Genomic DNA, 15442 nt, shown 5'->3' with positions numbered 1-15442 from the left:
CAGCGGTGTATTCCTTGCAGCTGTATTCTTGCCGCGTTGCAGTGTATTGCTTATAGCTTGCTGCTTATAGCTTGAGGCTTGCAGCTGTCTTCAAAACCCAAACTTAGGCAGCGATGGCCGGTAAACAGATGGTTCATGCCTGGCAGGTTCTTTAAACAACCAGGTATAAAACCGGTTCAGCAATCCCAGTAAGTTGTGCTTATATGACAACCGGGGTTGATAACTGTAATATTTTGCACTGCCTATCTTGAATTTTATCAGCACCATTTCCTGGAAGGCCTTTGCCTTTATTTCATCCGATAAACCAATGAGACTGTTTAATTCCTCAGGATCATTTATAATATAGGCTTTGCCTGTTATCTGCAAATAGTAGCCTTTGCCTTTGCGGTAGATCTGCATATCGGCGGCAAACTCCTTATCAAACTCCTGTAAATGTTGTTCGGGACGGTTGGTGAAGAACCAGATGTTTGCCAGTTCATCTACATTTAAGATAGATACTATGGTAGTAGGGAATTTCAACACCCCTCCGCTCATATTATAAAACAACGCACTGCCAATTCCCTGTATCTTGTTTTGTAAAAAAGGTATACTGTTGGAGGATCTCATATGTGTGTTTTAGTTGTTAAAGTTCAAAACAAATACCAGTTACATTTTTGACACATACCGTTGAAAAATTGGCTTTTCACGTAGAGTTTTTTCTACACACCACCTTCTCTCTTCTTCAATCGTGGCATTTCTTTTTTATCAATCTTTTACAAATCCGTTTTTTCACCACAAAACAATGCGTTATGGAAAGAGGTAAAAGTTCAAAGGGGACAACGGGTGCTGCAAAAATTTCCAGGGCGAATAAAAGATCCCCAACAACTGGCAAAACCGGAACTATGGGTAAAAGGGAAAGCAACTCATTATTGAAAGAATTTTTTGTAGAACAGTTACAGGATATTCTGTGGGCCGAAAAGGCGCTTGTTCAGGAATTACCAAAAATGCAGGGTGCTACCACTACCGAGGAATTGGCCGAAGCTATAACTGAACATGTAACCGTAACGAAAGAACATATAAACAGACTTGAGCAGGTTTTTGATATGATGGGTGCGCCAGCCAAAGCAAAGAAATGTGAAGCCATGAATGGCCTGATCAAAGAAGCACAAAGTATTATCGATGAAACCGACGAGGGTACGGCTACCCGAGACGCCGCTATTATTATGGCCTGTCAAAAAGTGGAACACTATGAAATTGCCACCTACGGCAGCCTGGTGCAGTTGGCCAGAACCATTGGAATGAACGATGTAGCTGAGATCTTAGGGCAAACCTTGGCTGAAGAAAAAGAAGCAGACCAGGTGCTTTCCCAGATTGCAGAAAGCAATATTAATGAAGAGGGAGCCAATGAACAGAAAGGTGACCTGGAAGAAGATGATGAAAATCAAACGGAGGAAGGTAGTGAAGGGGAAGAAGATTAAAGCCGTATTAGAAAATAATTAAAACCACCCCATAATGCCATCAAGCATGGGGGGCTGGTATGAGTTTTTTAGTTCTGGTTATAGATTTAGGGGTTTTTTAAGGTCTACTGGTGTCGGGCCATTCTTGGCCTGACTTTTTTTTGTCCCTACTATATCCATTTAGTATTCTCCATTGCTACAATTCCTAAATTCTACAATTATGGAAAGGTCAAAGAACAAGAACAAACTGTCGGCATTATTCCAGAAGATGTCGAACAAAGTAACTAAGATAACCGGTTCACCTATAGCATTTATAATAGCACTTACTGTAGTGATAATCTGGGCGGTAACTGGTCCCCTTTTTCATTATTCCGATACATGGCAACTGGTTATAAATACCGGCACTACCATTATCACCTTCCTGATGGTGTTCATTATACAACAATCACAGAATAAAGATACAGTGGCTATTCATTTGAAATTAAATGAGTTGATAGCCAGTCATGAGCGGGCAAGCAACCGGCTGGTTGATATTGAAGACCTGACTGACGAAGAGCTGCAAAGGATCAAGGAGTTTTACATAACCATTTCAGAGCTGGCCGAAAAGGAAAATGGGGTAAACAGTTCGCATTCATTGAATGAGGCGAAAAATCTCCATAATTTCAAACGCCACCAAAAAACGGGGAAATGATATGGGGCAGTTGGCAAAAGTGACGCACAGGCAATATTTAAAAATTAACCGGGATTATGCAAAGGCGGCTACCCTGGCCGACCTGGTGTATGTGTCGGACGGAGAGCCTGGAATCGTTCGCACAAAAAAGGGCAAAGGTTATATGTATGCATACGCCGGTAAAGTGATTCGCAAAAAGGAAGACCTGAAAAGGATCCGCAGCCTGGCCATTCCACCCTCCTGGACCTCGGTATGGATCTGTACCCGGGCAAACGGGCACATTCAGGCAACCGGGTTGGATCTTCGTAACCGTAAACAATACCGGTATCACCCGCTGTGGTCGGTTATGCGCAATGAAACCAAGTTTCACCGGATGGCTGAATTCGGAAAAGCCCTGCCTGCATTGCGGCAGCGGCTGGAATCTGATCTTAGTCAGCGAAGTTTAACCGCCTCTAAGGTTATTGCAACAGTGGTTAGCTTAATGGCGCAAACTTACATCAGGGTGGGCAGTGGTGAATATGAAAAACAAAACGGTTCGCATGGGTTAACAACTTTAAAAGACAAACATGTGGTTATTGCCGGGGATACCATTAAGTTCTCTTTTAAGGGGAAAAAAGGGGTGAGCCATAATATAACGCTTAAAAGTAAACGGCTGGCCCGCATTGTAAAGAACTGCCGGGAAATACCCGGCGCAGAACTGTTTCAATATTATGATGACGAAGGTCATAAACATCCCATCGATTCGGGCATGATAAACAGTTATATCAAAGAAACAACGGGTAGTGATTTTACTTCGAAAGATTTCAGGACCTGGGCCGGTTCCATTAATTTATTACGCTCATTACAGGCTATGGGTGAAGCGGTTACGCAAACCGAGCAAAAGAAGAACATTGTAGCAGCACTGGATGAGGTAAGTCTAAAGTTGGGGAATACCCGCACAGTATGTAAAAAGTACTACGTTCACCCGGGGCTGATAGCGTTGTATGAAGAAAATAGTTTGAATAAATACCTGAAAAAGCTGGAAGGGGAAGAATCCCCGGAAACCACTATCGGCCTGCATGCGGATGAACAGATTTTGATGAAAATTCTACAGTCATTCCACAAAATTTAATCGAGTTTGGGAAGTATTTTCTACAGATGCAATTTGTTCCGCTTTAAAATTTTAGGCATAGTTTTTATAAAAATATATATGTCCCCGGCGCTGTAAAATGCCTTATGAAGAGAAGAGAAAGGGACGGTTAAAAGAAGAAGATATAAACTCATTATAAACTTACGCTACAAATCAGGCCTTAACCAAGGACTCCCGATGTTTCTACATCGGGTTTTTTTATTTTATCCGCCGCCCGCGTGTTGCTGAAGCTTTAGCCTGGGTGGATGCTGCCAACACTTAACCGGTGGCAGCAGGCTAAAGCCAAGAGGCCACCTGGCCGTGAACTGAATGGCTCGAACTGTATGCCGTTTGCCGTCTGCCGTTTCCAACAAACCGCCGTATCTTTAAAGCCAAAGCAATCTCACAAACCGTGTCCATAGATAAATTATTCGCCAGTTTTGACAGGTACCTTCCCCTGGATGAACCTGAAAAAGCAGATCTGAAAGAAAGAGCCATTGAACGAAAGATCAAACGGAGACAGATCATTCTCACTGAAGATGAGGTGTGCAGGCATTACACTTTTGTTGCGGCCGGATGTTTCAAGGTATTCCAGGTCGATAATAAGGGCGTGGAGCACAATCTGCAATTTGCTGCGGAGAACGACTGGATCATGATCATCGACAGCTTTTACGCCGAAAAGAAAAGCAAGGTAAATATTGAAGCCATCGAACCATCTGTTATTTTCCAGCTAAGCAGACCCGACCTGATTTACTTTTTCAGAACGTATCCAAAGTTCGACAGGAACTTCAGAGTGATCGTGGAAACAAGGTTTGCCGAACTGGAGAACCGGTTGCTGCAAATTGTAAGCTCTACGGCCGAAGAACGGTATCTTACCTTTCTGCAGCAATATCCCGCCTTATCACAGCGATTGCCCAATACCCAGATCGCCTCCTACCTGGGCATTACCCCCGAATTCCTGAGCAAGATCCGTAAAGAGCTCTCCCAGAAAACGGGTTATTCTTAATCTGGTTTAAGCCTGTTTATTAAACTACCTTATAAGTCAGATCCATGATCGAAGGCTAGGTTTGCACTAAATAAAAAAGCAGATCATGGAAAAAGTATTACAGGCAAGGGAAAGCTACGACAACAAGCCGCATCCCTATGACGGCGAGCCAACGGTAGCTATAACGCCCGTTATGATCGAAGGTGTACACTGTTACTGGTTTACCCCCGCAACTCCGTCTTCAGACAGGATAATAATTTTCTTACATGGCGGTGGCTTTGCTATGGGTTCTGTTGAAACACATGGAAGAATGGTTACGCATTTTGCAAAGACGCTACAGGCAAAAATTCTTTTTATAGAATATGCCCTGGCGCCGGAGAACCCCTATCCCGCCGGCCTGAATGACGTGGTAACTGTTTACCGGGAAATAACCAATCGCCATCCGGAAGCGCAGTTAAACCTTATTGGCGACAGTGCCGGTGGCAGCCTGATCGTTTCCGCCATTGGCGAAATGCTCAAAATGAACCTCCCGTTACCAGGCGCTGTAGTGTTGATCTCTCCCTGGATAAGCCTCGAATGCGAATACCCCTCAATGAATGAAAACGCCCACCTCGATATTTCACTGAACCGGGAGGCACTGCATATGTTTGCCCGGGCTTATACGGGCAATACTCCGCTTGCGGTGTCGAGCCCGGAAAAAGCGTTGCTTACCCGGTTCCCGCCCGTGCTTATTATGGTTGGCACCAATGAAATACTGCTGGATGACAGCAGGCATTTTTATAACCACATAAAAAGTATTCAGGAAAGATCAAAGTTGAGTATCTATGAAGATCAACCCCATGTATGGCTGAAGAAAGACATCCACAAAGAAGCCTCCCGCCGGGCATTGGCAGAGATGGCAGACTTTATTAATGGACATTAAACTTTGAACTTTAAACTTTGAACTATTTGTGAACTTAATTTCCCAATTAAAAGCAGTGGTCATCATAGCATGCTGTATTATAGAGGGGAATAGTTTTTTTAGCACTACCATATCATTGTTACGCTAATGATATTGTGAGTGATTACAATGTTTGCGTGTAATGAGTTGCGTTATATACTGATTAAAAACTATTAGTAAACCTAAAATGTAACTATATGACAACAAATAAGGATGTGGTTGAAGTATTAAATGATTTGATTAGGATCAATAACGACCGTACTGCCGGCTATATGAGAGCCTCGGAGGATACCAAAAATGTAGATGTTGACCTTCGCACCATATTTGAGCGAATGGCAGATGAAAGCCGGCAGAATGCCATTGAATTAACCGCCCAGGTAGGGCGTTTGGGTGGCGAACCGGCAACTGGTACAACCACCTCAGGTAAGATTTATCGCGCCTGGATGAATGTAAAGGACATGTTCACCGGAAAAGACCGCCACGCCCTGCTGGCTTCCTGTGAATATGGTGAAGATGCGGCCCAACGTGCTTATGAAGACGCGCTGGCTACTGATGCGCCTTTATCAACAGACATTCGTCAGTTAATAACCAGCCAGAAAGCATCATTGCGCAATGCGCACGACGTGATAAAAAAGTATAGGGATATGCATGAAATAACAAAGTAACTCAAAATAGTGGCTTTAGTACTGTAGAGCAAAAACGCAGGCCGTCCCATTTACCGGGATGGCCTGTTTGCTATTTGTTGATTCTACACCAGGTTGTTGAAAATATATTGAAAAATTGATATGGATATGGGGAAATAAATACACTCTTTGACCAAAAATGCCAATAAAATCAGTGGCAACAATTTTTCTAAATATAATCTTAAGTAAATAAATGGGTATGAAAGCAGATTATAACAAATCTACCCCTTACATCCGGAGCATGGTGTCATGCCTGAGCAAAGTGGTAGATGATGGTTACAAAGAGGATTTTGTCGCTACCCGCGAAGGCCTGGAATCATCCAGTACCCGGAAGTTGTATGGACCCACTGAAGTAAAGGTTGTCACCTCTTTCCGGTTTGAAGGTTTTTCCGACCCCCATGATAGCGCAGTGTTGTATGTGATAGAAACCGCAGATGGGGTAAAAGGAACGCTGATAGACGGGTGTGGAAACCTGGCCGATCCATTCGTGTATAAGTTTATTGCAGATGTTGAGTCGCGAAGCGAAAAGCTGATGATTAATTAAGTCCAATCTTTTTCCACTATATATACAACGTGATAAGAGCTGTCTTCCAGACTCGTCTGGGAAGACAGCTTTTTTGTTTACATAAGCGTGAGGTAAGGAACAAAAAAAACCCTTCCGAATTTAATCGGGAGGGATTAATTGTTAACTGTAACTTACTATGTTGAAGGATAAAATCTAGGTGCTGCGGATCAATCCAAGTATCAATGAAATAACGGCCAGAACAATAAGAATGTGTATCAAGCCGCCGGCACTGTATACAAAGAACCCTAAGATCCAACCTATTACCAGAATCACTGCGATCAAATAAAGTATACTTCTCATGGTGATCGATTTTTAAAGTTTGCAAATATGTAAGTAGTATTAAAAATCTATTGCCATAGAAGACTATGCAACAGGTTGAGAACATTTATAAATAAAAGCAGATTTCATGTAGAGTTTTTTGCTCAGGGCCCGACTATTGTACTCAAATCAGGTAAACGGGGAACATCTTTTACTTGTATTCCGCATGATCATTTTCAAGATAATGTCAAATACCTGGAAAATCTTCAAACAATCGGTTACTGAGTTTTTAAACGACAACTGCGTAAAGCTCAGTGCTTCTTTATCCTATTATACCATTTTTGCATTAGGCCCAACGCTGATTATCATAATCTCATTTGCCGGTATCTTCCTGGGACGCGATGCGGTAGAAGGGAAATTGTACCATCAGATAAAATCACTGGTAGGCAGTGCCGCAGCAGAACAGGTACAAAGCATAATAGCCAATTTGCATCACAGTAATCAATCGGTGGTAGCGGCTATCATTGGTTTTGCCTTATTGATCCTGGGTGCTACCGGAGTGTTTACTGAAATTCAGGGCTCTATAAATTACATCTGGTCGGTACGGGCCAAACCTAAAAAGGGCTGGTTGAAGTTCATTACCAACCGGCTCATCTCATTCTCCCTGGTTATAAGTTGCGGGTTTATTTTACTGGTATCGCTTATTATTAATGCCGTAATGGAATTGTTAAACGAAAGGCTTCAGTTATATTTTAAGAGTGTTACCATTGTCGTGTTTTATATTCTGAACTGGGTATTGATCTTCGTTGTTATAACTGCCCTGTTTGCCATCATCTTCAAAGTACTGCCCGATGCAGTCATTCGGTGGAAGGATGCTACGGTAGGCGCGGCCTTCACCGCACTGCTTTTTATGTTAGGCAAATTTCTGATCAGTTTATATATCGGGAAATCGAATGTAGGGTTAACCTATGGCGCAGCCGGTTCCATAATAGTACTACTGGTATGGGTGTACTATTCCTCCCTCATCCTGTATTTTGGGGCCGAGTTCACCAAGATCTATTCCATCAACCACGGCTCTGGTATAAAACCGATAGATACAGCCGTTTTTATTATCAAACACGAAGCAAAGGAAATAGGGGAATCGAAGATCTGAGTCCCAATTCCGGTTTTAACGTAGATTTTCTTCTACAGCTTCCGTGGGCTAACTAAAATTCACTAATTTAATTATATACAACCATTGTAATGGCATAGGTATTTTATAGATGTTTCCGCATCCTCATTGAGATTCCTGACTCTTATATTTTTTGATTTATATATACTGTACGCTAAAGCTATTTATGTGAAGAAAGCGGCAAAAATAACTTTGAAAGTACTCCTGTGGTTCGTAGCAGTAGTGCTGCTGATAGCAGTGCTGGTGCAAACACCACCGGTGCAGAATTTTGCCCGCAAGAAGGTACAGGCGTACCTGCAAAATAAGCTGGGTACCCGCTTTGAGATCGGTCGCCTGCGTATTGGTTTTCCCTCCTCTGTAGTACTGGACAATGTATATGTGGAAGACAAAACAAAAGACACCCTCTTATACGGTGGCCGCATAAAGGTGAGCCTGCAAATGCTCAAACTCCTGCACAGCGAAGTAGCTATAGGCGACATCAGATTGCAAAACATGACCGCCAAAATAAAACGGCAGTTACCCGATACCACCTTCAACTTTCAGTTTATTATAGATGCTTTTGCAAGCAAAGATCAACAGCCCGCCAAACCTGCTGATACCACCGCTTTAAAAATGAGTCTGGATAATGTATACCTGGATAATATCCACTTTATATATAAGGATACTATTTCAGGCAACGACTGGACCATTCAGTTAGCTCATTTCAGCACCCATATAAATAAATTCGACCCGCAAAAACAGGTGTTTGATGTGCCTGAGTTTTACCTGGATGGGTTAACTGCGCGCCTGTATCAATACAAGCCATTGGTAACGGTAGAAGATGTAGTTGCCAATGATACGGCTGTATCGCCCATGCCGGCAATTATTTTAAAACATGTACAGTTAAAGAATATCGATGTAGATTATCAAAACAATGTATCGGCCTTTTATACCCAGGCAAAAGTAAAAGACCTGGATACCCGGGTGAATACTGCCGATCTTAATGGCCGCAGGATCATTCTTGACCAGGTTCGTTTACTGGGTATCGACACCAGGGTAACCATGGGTAAAACCCAGGGGGCCGAACTGGTAAAACAAAAAGCAAAGGTGGAAGCCCGGGACGTTGCCAATCAAAGCTGGCTGGTGAACGTTAAGAATATCAATATTCAAAAAACGGCTTTCCAGTATGACGATGAGAACCAGCCCCGGCAAACACGGGTACTCGATTACGGGCATCTGAAAGCAACCGATCTAACGCTGCAGGCCCGCAGCTTTTATATGAGCGGAGATACGATACTTGCGTCTGTGCAGGAAGGTTCGTTAAAGGAACAAAGTGGTTTTACCTTGAAACAACTGCAGGGCGACATTGTATATACCGATAAGAAAGTATATGCCGATAACTTATTGGTTGAAACCCCGGGTACCCGCATAAGAAATACCATTCACCTCGATTATCCCTCATTGGAAAGCATAAAAAAGAACATTGGTCAGCTGCAGGTAAAAGCCGTATTGCCAGGTTGCTATGTCTCAAACCGGGATATTTTGTATTTCATGCCCGATTTAAAAAAGCAGCCGGGATTGGGTGACCCTGCTACTGTGTTTCACCTCAATGCCGATGTACAGGGGCGGGTAGATAATTTAAACGCCAAAGTATTACAACTACAGGGATGGAACAATACAAAACTCGACGTGGCCGGTACTGTGGTAGGATTGCCATCGATTGAAAAAGTTTATGGCGATATACGCATCAATGAGATTCGCACCACCCGGCAGGACGCAGAACGCTTTTTGCCCGAATCGATCCAAAAACAGATAGCCATTCCTGAAACAGTGCAAGTGACCGGCAACATTAAGGGCAATACCAAACAAATGAACACCAATTTGCTGGTTAAAAGTTCATCTGGCGACATTACCCTCAAAGGCAACATGAACAATTACCAGGATATGAAGGCCGCTACGTATGATCTGCAGGTAAAGGCGCAACAGGTAAAAGCAGGCGCTATTATGAAAGATACCAGCCTGCAAACCGTTACAGCCGACATAGCAGTGAAAGGCAAAGGCCTTACAAAAGAAACCGCCGATGCTACCCTGAAGGGAACAGTTGAGTCGGTAGTGTTTCAACGATATAACTACAGGAATATAAACCTCGATGCGGCATATAAGAACCAACAGGCGAACAGTAACCTAAGCATTGCTGATGATAATATCAGGCTGGCTGGAAATATCACTGTGAACCTGGCCCTGGCTGACCCGGCAATAACAGCCGACGTGATGATTGACAGCATTAAAACAAAGCCGCTACATTTTACCACGCAGGATATTATTTACCGGGGGAAGATAGAAGCCGATCTTTCCGACATCAATCCAGATAGTTTGCAGGGCGATGTAATGCTCATTCATTCCTTACTGGTGAATGGCAATCAACGCCTGCAAATGGATACGCTGCTGGTGAAGGCGGTACAAAGCGGTGATAGCAGCCGGATAACATTAGAAAGCGACATTGCCAAAGCCCGGCTGATGGGTAAATACAAATTGTCGCAAATGGGTGATATTTTCTCCCAGGCCATCCAACCCTATTTTGCAGTAATGCCGGCCACGCAGCCGCCACCGGTAGTAGCGCCTTACAATTTCAGGATAGGGGTGTATGTGAAAGACAATCCCGCCCTGAAAGCCATGCTGCCCACAATATCGCAGTTTGAAACCTTTTACCTGAATGCGCATTTCTCCAGCGACAGTGGCTGGGAAGCCCGGGGCGTTATGCCGGTACTGGTTATGGATGGCATGAACATCAATAACCTGCGTCTGAATGCAGGAGCCGGGGCGCGGGACAGTACCCTGCATTTTATTACAACGGTGAACCAGTTTGCGCTGGGAAGTAATACCGTGTACAATGCCATGATAAAGGCCAATGCAGCTCATAACAAAGTAGATTTTGTAACCCGTTTTCACGACCACGCCGGCCGTATTCAATATGCCATACCGGGTTCATTACAGCAACCGCAAAGTGGTGTATACGATATCAGCCTGAAGAGTGACAGCCTGTTGCTGAATTACGATATGTGGACGGTGGCGCCGGATAACCAGATACATATAGGCAATAACGATATCAGGGTAACCAATTTTATGCTGAACCACAACTTTCAGCAGTTCAGTTTAAAAAGCAGGGGGAATGTTTTAAATGCACCGGCAGAAGCCAGCTTTACGAGTTTTCAGATTGCCACCCTGGCAGCCTTTGTTACTTCCGACTCGTTGGATGTGGATGGTACCCTCGACGGAAATATCGTGTTCCATAACCTGACAACCAAACCCTTATTTGCGGGCGATGTTACCATTACCAACCTCAATTTCAAAAAAGATACTGTTGGAAATATCATAGTAAAAGCAAAGAACACAACACCCGAGATCATCAATGCCGATATAGTGTTAACCGGCAGGGGTAACCACGCCACTGTAAATGGCGATCTGTATCTTCAACCGGTTAACGGAAATGATTTCAAACTGAAGCTGGGTATAGATACCATTAACCTGGCCACGCTGGAAGGCGCCACTATGGGGGCTATTAAAGATGCCTCAGGCAATATTACCGGCAAGTTTGATGTGTCGGGCACCTTCAGCAAGTTCAATATAGACGGCGGGCTCAGCTTCAAACAAACCGACTTTAATTTGAGTATGCTTAACAGCAAATTCCATATTGAAGACGAAACCGTACAGGTGAATAACGATGGCATTAAGTTCGACAGCTTTACCCTGGAAGATTCTGCAAAGAACAAAGCTGTAATTGACGGAATGGTATACACCACCGATTTCACCAAATATAAGTTCAACCTGTCTGTAAAGGCCGACAACTTTCAGGCTATGAACAGTACCAAGCAGCAAAACCAGCTGTATTATGGCAAACTGATCTTCAGCAGCAACATGAAGATAAAAGGAACTACCGAACAGCCGGTAGTGGATGGCAGCATTACCATTGCTGACAAAACCAATGTAACCGTGGTATTGCCCCAATCAGACCCGGCAGTAGTATCGCGAGAAGGCATTGTACAGTTTGTGGATATGGATGCTCCTGAAAACGATACCCTGTTTACGAGAATGAAGGCCGGGCTGGATTCGCTGAATAAATCGGTATTGACCGGTCTGGATATCTCAGCCAATGTAGAGATCAAAAAAGAAGCAGAATTCACGCTGGTGGTAGATGAAGGCAATGGCGACTTTGTACGCATGCAGGGCGAAGGGTTGCTAACAGGCGGCATTGACCCGAGTGGTAAAACAACGCTCACCGGTTCCTATGAGATCAAGAGCGGTTCCTATGAGTTGAATTATAATTTACTACGCCGTAAATTCAACATCCAGGAGGGCAGCAAGATCGTTTGGAATGGAGAGCCCACCAAGGCCGACCTGGACGTAACGGCTGTTTATGTTGTAAAGACTGCGCCTATGGACCTGGTAAAGAACCAGATCTCAGATGAAGACCCGAACGCCCGCAATATGTACCTGACCCGGGTGCCGTTTAATGTGCTGCTGAAATTAAAAGGTGAGTTATTACAACCGATTGTAAGTTTCGATATTATATTACCCGAATCGAGCAATGAGATAGCCCGGGGAACGTCTACTACCATTAACAACAGGCTTACCCAGCTGCGGGAGGAGCCGTCTGAGCTGAATAAACAAGTGTTCTCTCTCATTCTGCTGAACCGCTTTATGGGTGATAATCCATTTGAAAGCAGTTCAGGTGGTATGACGGCGGAATCTTTTGCCCGGCAAAGCGCCAGTAAATTACTCACCGAACAATTGAACCGGTTGGCCGGCGACCTGGTGCATGGTGTTGACATTAACTTCGACGTTACTTCTTACGACGATTATTCATCGGGCAGTGCGCAAACCCGCACCGAAATGAACGTGGGCTTATCAAAACGATTATTGAGCGATCGCCTCACCGTAACAGTAGGCAGCAATTTTGAACTGGAAGGCGCTTCTTCATCTACCAACAATGGTAATACGAATGCTATTGCCGGTAATGTGGCGGTAGATTACAGCCTTAGTAAAGACCGCCGGTATATGATAAGAGGTTATAGAAAGAACGAGTACGAAGGTGCTATTGATGGATATGTTATTGAAACAGGGGTAGGATTTATTATTACCCTCGATTATAATAAATTCAGGAATCTGTTCCTCGGAAAAAAAGGCCGTGAAGAAAGACGGCAACGGATTCAACGTGCAAAGGAGCTGGACCAACAACTGCAACAGCAGCAGCAAAAACAAACCCCGCCACCAGTGCCTCAACAAACAAGTATTCCATCACCCGAAAACAGGGAACTCATAAAGCGTGAAGAGAGCTAGTTACATATACCTTTCATTGCTGGTATTGTTTTTTATCGTGCTGGATTCCTGTTCCAGTACTAAAACAGTGCCCGCAGGCGATGCATTATATACCGGCGCCAAAATAGTGATAAAAGACAGTTTGCTAACCCGCAAAAAGAAAAAGGCGTTGGCAGGTCAGTTGTCAACGTTACCCCGGCCAGTGCCCAATCAAAAGTTTTTAGGCATCCCCTTCAAGTTGAATATCTACAATGCCTTCCAGGCAAAAAAGGGTATTGGTAAATGGGTAAGAACACGCTTTGGCCAGCCACCGGTACTGTTGAGTGATGTAGACCTCAACAAAAATGTAAAAGTATTACAAAGCTATCTGCAGAATAAGGGATACTTTAATTCGCGGGTACGCGGCGATACTACCATAAAAGGAAAGAAGGCCTCCGCCACCTATACAATAAGGGCCGATGGACAATACATGGTACGGCAGGTGCAGTTCAAAGGTGATAGTTCTGCAGTGCAGCAGGCAATCCGGGGAACTATGCCCAAAACCCTGCTCAAAAAAGACAAACCCTTCGATCTGGGAGTTATTACTGCCGAGCGGGTACGCATCGATAATCACCTCAAGGAGCAGGGCTTTTATTTCTTTAGTCCCGATAACCTGCTTATAAAGGCCGATACTACAGTTGGCCAAACCAAGGTAGATTTGTTTGTAACGCTTAAACCCACTACACCCGATGATGCACAGAAGGTTTACAAGATAAATGATGTGTACATATTTACCGGCTATAACCTGGATCCCGGGCAAATGGATACCAGCAAGGCCGGCGCCGAATTGTACAAGGGGTACTATGTAGTAGACAGGCGGCATTTTTATAAACCCAAATTGTTTCAGCAATCCATGGCATTTGACTCGGGCGATGTATATAACCGTACCGATCACAATGCCAGCATCAGCCGCCTGGTGAGCATGGATATTTTCAAATTTGTAAAGAACCGGTTTGAAGTAGTGCCTGGTTCAGATTCTCCCCGGTTGAACACGTATTACTATCTGACCCGTTTGCCTAAAAAATCATTGCGGGCCGAACTGAATGGCAATACCAAATCGAACAACCTTACCGGTTCAAACATTACCCTTAGCTGGCGCAACCGGAATGCCTTCCGGGGCGGGGAGATCTTCTCCGTAAAAGCATCGGCGGGTTTTGAAGTGCAGTACAGTGGCCAGTTCCAGGGGTATAATACATTCCGGTGGGGACTGGAACCTTCTATTTCCTTTCCGCGGTTCCTGATTCCTTTCTTCAATTTCAATACAAAAGGAGGTTATCTACCCCGCACAACTATAAAACTGGGTTACGATATCCTGGAAAAACAGAAGTTGTACACCATGAACTCCTACAGAACCAGTTATGGTTTTACCTGGAAGGAAAACATTCAGAAAGAACATGAGCTGAATCCCATCGTCATTAATTATGTACAGCCTATTAATATAACCCAGGAATATATAGACAGTGCCAAGAGGAACCCAACACTGTATACGGCTATTGATACGCAGTTTATCCTGGGCTCCGAATATTCCTATACCTACACCAATGTATTTAATTACAAACCGGTGAACGGGTTTTATTTAAATGCCGGCATTGATATATCCGGTAATATAGCCGGGTTAATAACAGGCGCTAACGTAATGAAAGGCGATACCGGAAAGGTTTTTGGCAAACAGTTCTCTCAATTCACCAGGTTAGTAGGCGATTTCAGGTTTTACCGCAAAGTGGCAAACAATAGTGTATGGGCAAACCGGATCTATGCGGGCATTGGTATGCCCTATGGCAATTCGAGCGCCCTGCCGTATGTAAAACAATTTTTCTCGGGGGGTAACAACAGTTTGCGGGCTTTCAGAAGCCGCAGTGTAGGCCCGGGTACTTACGAAGCGCATCAGGTAAACGGATCATTTCAGGAACAACCAGGTGATATAAAATTTGAATTGAATACCGAATTACGGTTCCCGATAGTAAGCATTGTGCAGGGGGCGGTGTTTGTAGATGCGGGCAATGTGTGGTTGTTCAATGATGACCCTAATAAACCGGGCGCCAAATTCAGTAGCAACTTCCTCAGCGAACTGGCTGCAGGCTCAGGCGCTGGTATCCGCTTCGATCTAAGCTTCCTGGTGCTACGTTTCGATCTGGCATTCCCCATTCGCAAACCCTGGCTGGAACCGAACAAACGGTGGGTGCTGAACCAGGTTGATTTCGGCAGCAGTGCGTGGCGGAAAGAGAATTTAGTATTTAATTTAGCTATAGGGTATCCGTTTTAAAATGTTATTCGACATGCTGCGGTTCAACA

The 15442-nt window shown here is 44.1% G+C and carries 12 protein-coding genes; 10 read left to right on the top strand and 2 right to left on the bottom strand.

Annotated features, from left to right (window positions below; all coding sequences use genetic code 11):
• Positions 1-90: 90 nt before the first annotated feature.
• On the bottom strand, positions 91-606 hold the full coding sequence (locus NIAKO_RS28795; RefSeq protein ID WP_014221994.1) for a pyridoxamine 5'-phosphate oxidase family protein: 516 nt from the start codon (positions 604-606) through the stop codon (positions 91-93).
• A gap of 182 nt (positions 607-788) precedes the next feature.
• Between NIAKO_RS28795 and NIAKO_RS28790 the strand changes: the two genes are divergently transcribed.
• The 7 genes from NIAKO_RS28790 (at position 789) to NIAKO_RS28760 (ending at position 6366) form a co-directional block, all read left to right on the top strand.
• Positions 789-1457, top strand: coding sequence for a YciE/YciF ferroxidase family protein (locus tag NIAKO_RS28790; RefSeq protein WP_014221993.1), 669 nt, complete (start codon positions 789-791; stop codon positions 1455-1457).
• A 199-nt stretch (positions 1458-1656) separates the two neighbouring features.
• Positions 1657-2127, top strand: a complete 471-nt coding sequence (locus NIAKO_RS28785; RefSeq protein WP_014221992.1) for a low affinity iron permease family protein — start codon at positions 1657-1659, stop codon at positions 2125-2127.
• Positions 2075-3217, top strand: a complete 1143-nt coding sequence (locus tag NIAKO_RS28780) for a DNA topoisomerase IB (protein WP_207622413.1) — start codon at positions 2075-2077, stop codon at positions 3215-3217. Before NIAKO_RS28785 ends, NIAKO_RS28780 begins: the two co-directional genes overlap by 53 nt.
• A gap of 409 nt (positions 3218-3626) precedes the next feature.
• The gene (locus NIAKO_RS28775; RefSeq protein ID WP_014221990.1) at positions 3627-4220 is read left to right on the top strand and encodes a Crp/Fnr family transcriptional regulator; all 594 of its coding nucleotides are present in this window, start codon (positions 3627-3629) and stop codon (positions 4218-4220) included.
• An 85-nt stretch (positions 4221-4305) separates the two neighbouring features.
• A complete protein-coding gene (locus tag NIAKO_RS28770) occupies positions 4306-5121 on the top strand; it encodes an alpha/beta hydrolase (protein ID WP_014221989.1) in 816 nt (271 codons plus the stop codon).
• 215 nt (positions 5122-5336) lie between these two features.
• A complete protein-coding gene (locus tag NIAKO_RS28765; protein ID WP_014221988.1) occupies positions 5337-5804 on the top strand; it encodes a ferritin-like domain-containing protein in 468 nt (155 codons plus the stop codon).
• A gap of 217 nt (positions 5805-6021) precedes the next feature.
• Positions 6022-6366 (top strand): hypothetical protein, encoded by a 345-nt coding sequence (locus tag NIAKO_RS28760; RefSeq protein ID WP_014221987.1) that lies wholly within the window; start codon positions 6022-6024, stop codon positions 6364-6366.
• A gap of 174 nt (positions 6367-6540) precedes the next feature.
• On the opposite strand, the gene NIAKO_RS38780 is transcribed toward NIAKO_RS28760, so the two are convergent.
• Complete coding sequence (locus NIAKO_RS38780; RefSeq protein ID WP_014221986.1) at positions 6541-6687, bottom strand: lmo0937 family membrane protein; 147 nt, start codon at positions 6685-6687, stop codon at positions 6541-6543.
• A 184-nt stretch (positions 6688-6871) separates the two neighbouring features.
• On the opposite strand from NIAKO_RS38780, the gene NIAKO_RS28755 reads away from it, so the two are divergent.
• The 3 genes from NIAKO_RS28755 (at position 6872) to tamL (ending at position 15413) form a co-directional block, all read left to right on the top strand.
• Positions 6872-7798, top strand: coding sequence for a YihY/virulence factor BrkB family protein (locus NIAKO_RS28755; RefSeq protein ID WP_014221985.1), 927 nt, complete (start codon positions 6872-6874; stop codon positions 7796-7798).
• A 210-nt stretch (positions 7799-8008) separates the two neighbouring features.
• Positions 8009-13132, top strand: coding sequence for a translocation/assembly module TamB domain-containing protein (locus NIAKO_RS28750; RefSeq protein WP_041347430.1), 5124 nt, complete (start codon positions 8009-8011; stop codon positions 13130-13132).
• Positions 13119-15413 (top strand): translocation and assembly module lipoprotein TamL, encoded by a 2295-nt coding sequence (tamL, locus tag NIAKO_RS28745; RefSeq protein ID WP_014221983.1) that lies wholly within the window; start codon positions 13119-13121, stop codon positions 15411-15413. Before NIAKO_RS28750 ends, tamL begins: the two co-directional genes overlap by 14 nt.
• The last annotated feature ends 29 nt before the right edge of the window (positions 15414-15442 follow it).

This window comes from Niastella koreensis GR20-10 (genome assembly GCF_000246855.1).
Classification (GTDB): Bacteria; Bacteroidota; Bacteroidia; order Chitinophagales; family Chitinophagaceae; genus Niastella; species Niastella koreensis.
Note: the sequence above shows the minus strand (reverse complement) of the source record. Positions and strands in the feature narration are given on the sequence as shown.

What these genes read in the sequence shown, in the direction of transcription:
- NIAKO_RS28765 (WP_014221988.1), top strand. Translation starts at nt 5,337, where the DNA reads ATGACAACAAATAAGGATGTGGTTGAAGTATTAAATGATTTGATTAGG.
- NIAKO_RS28760 (WP_014221987.1), top strand. Translation starts at nt 6,022, where the DNA reads ATGAAAGCAGATTATAACAAATCTACCCCTTACATCCGGAGCATGGTG.
- NIAKO_RS28785 (WP_014221992.1), top strand. Translation starts at nt 1,657, where the DNA reads ATGGAAAGGTCAAAGAACAAGAACAAACTGTCGGCATTATTCCAGAAG.
- NIAKO_RS28770 (WP_014221989.1), top strand. Translation starts at nt 4,306, where the DNA reads ATGGAAAAAGTATTACAGGCAAGGGAAAGCTACGACAACAAGCCGCAT.
- NIAKO_RS38780 (WP_014221986.1), bottom strand. Translation starts at nt 6,687, where the DNA reads ATGAGAAGTATACTTTATTTGATCGCAGTGATTCTGGTAATAGGTTGG.
- NIAKO_RS28780 (WP_207622413.1), top strand. Translation starts at nt 2,075, where the DNA reads ATGAGGCGAAAAATCTCCATAATTTCAAACGCCACCAAAAAACGGGGA.
- NIAKO_RS28755 (WP_014221985.1), top strand. Translation starts at nt 6,872, where the DNA reads ATGATCATTTTCAAGATAATGTCAAATACCTGGAAAATCTTCAAACAA.
- NIAKO_RS28790 (WP_014221993.1), top strand. Translation starts at nt 789, where the DNA reads ATGGAAAGAGGTAAAAGTTCAAAGGGGACAACGGGTGCTGCAAAAATT.
- NIAKO_RS28795 (WP_014221994.1), bottom strand. Translation starts at nt 606, where the DNA reads ATGAGATCCTCCAACAGTATACCTTTTTTACAAAACAAGATACAGGGA.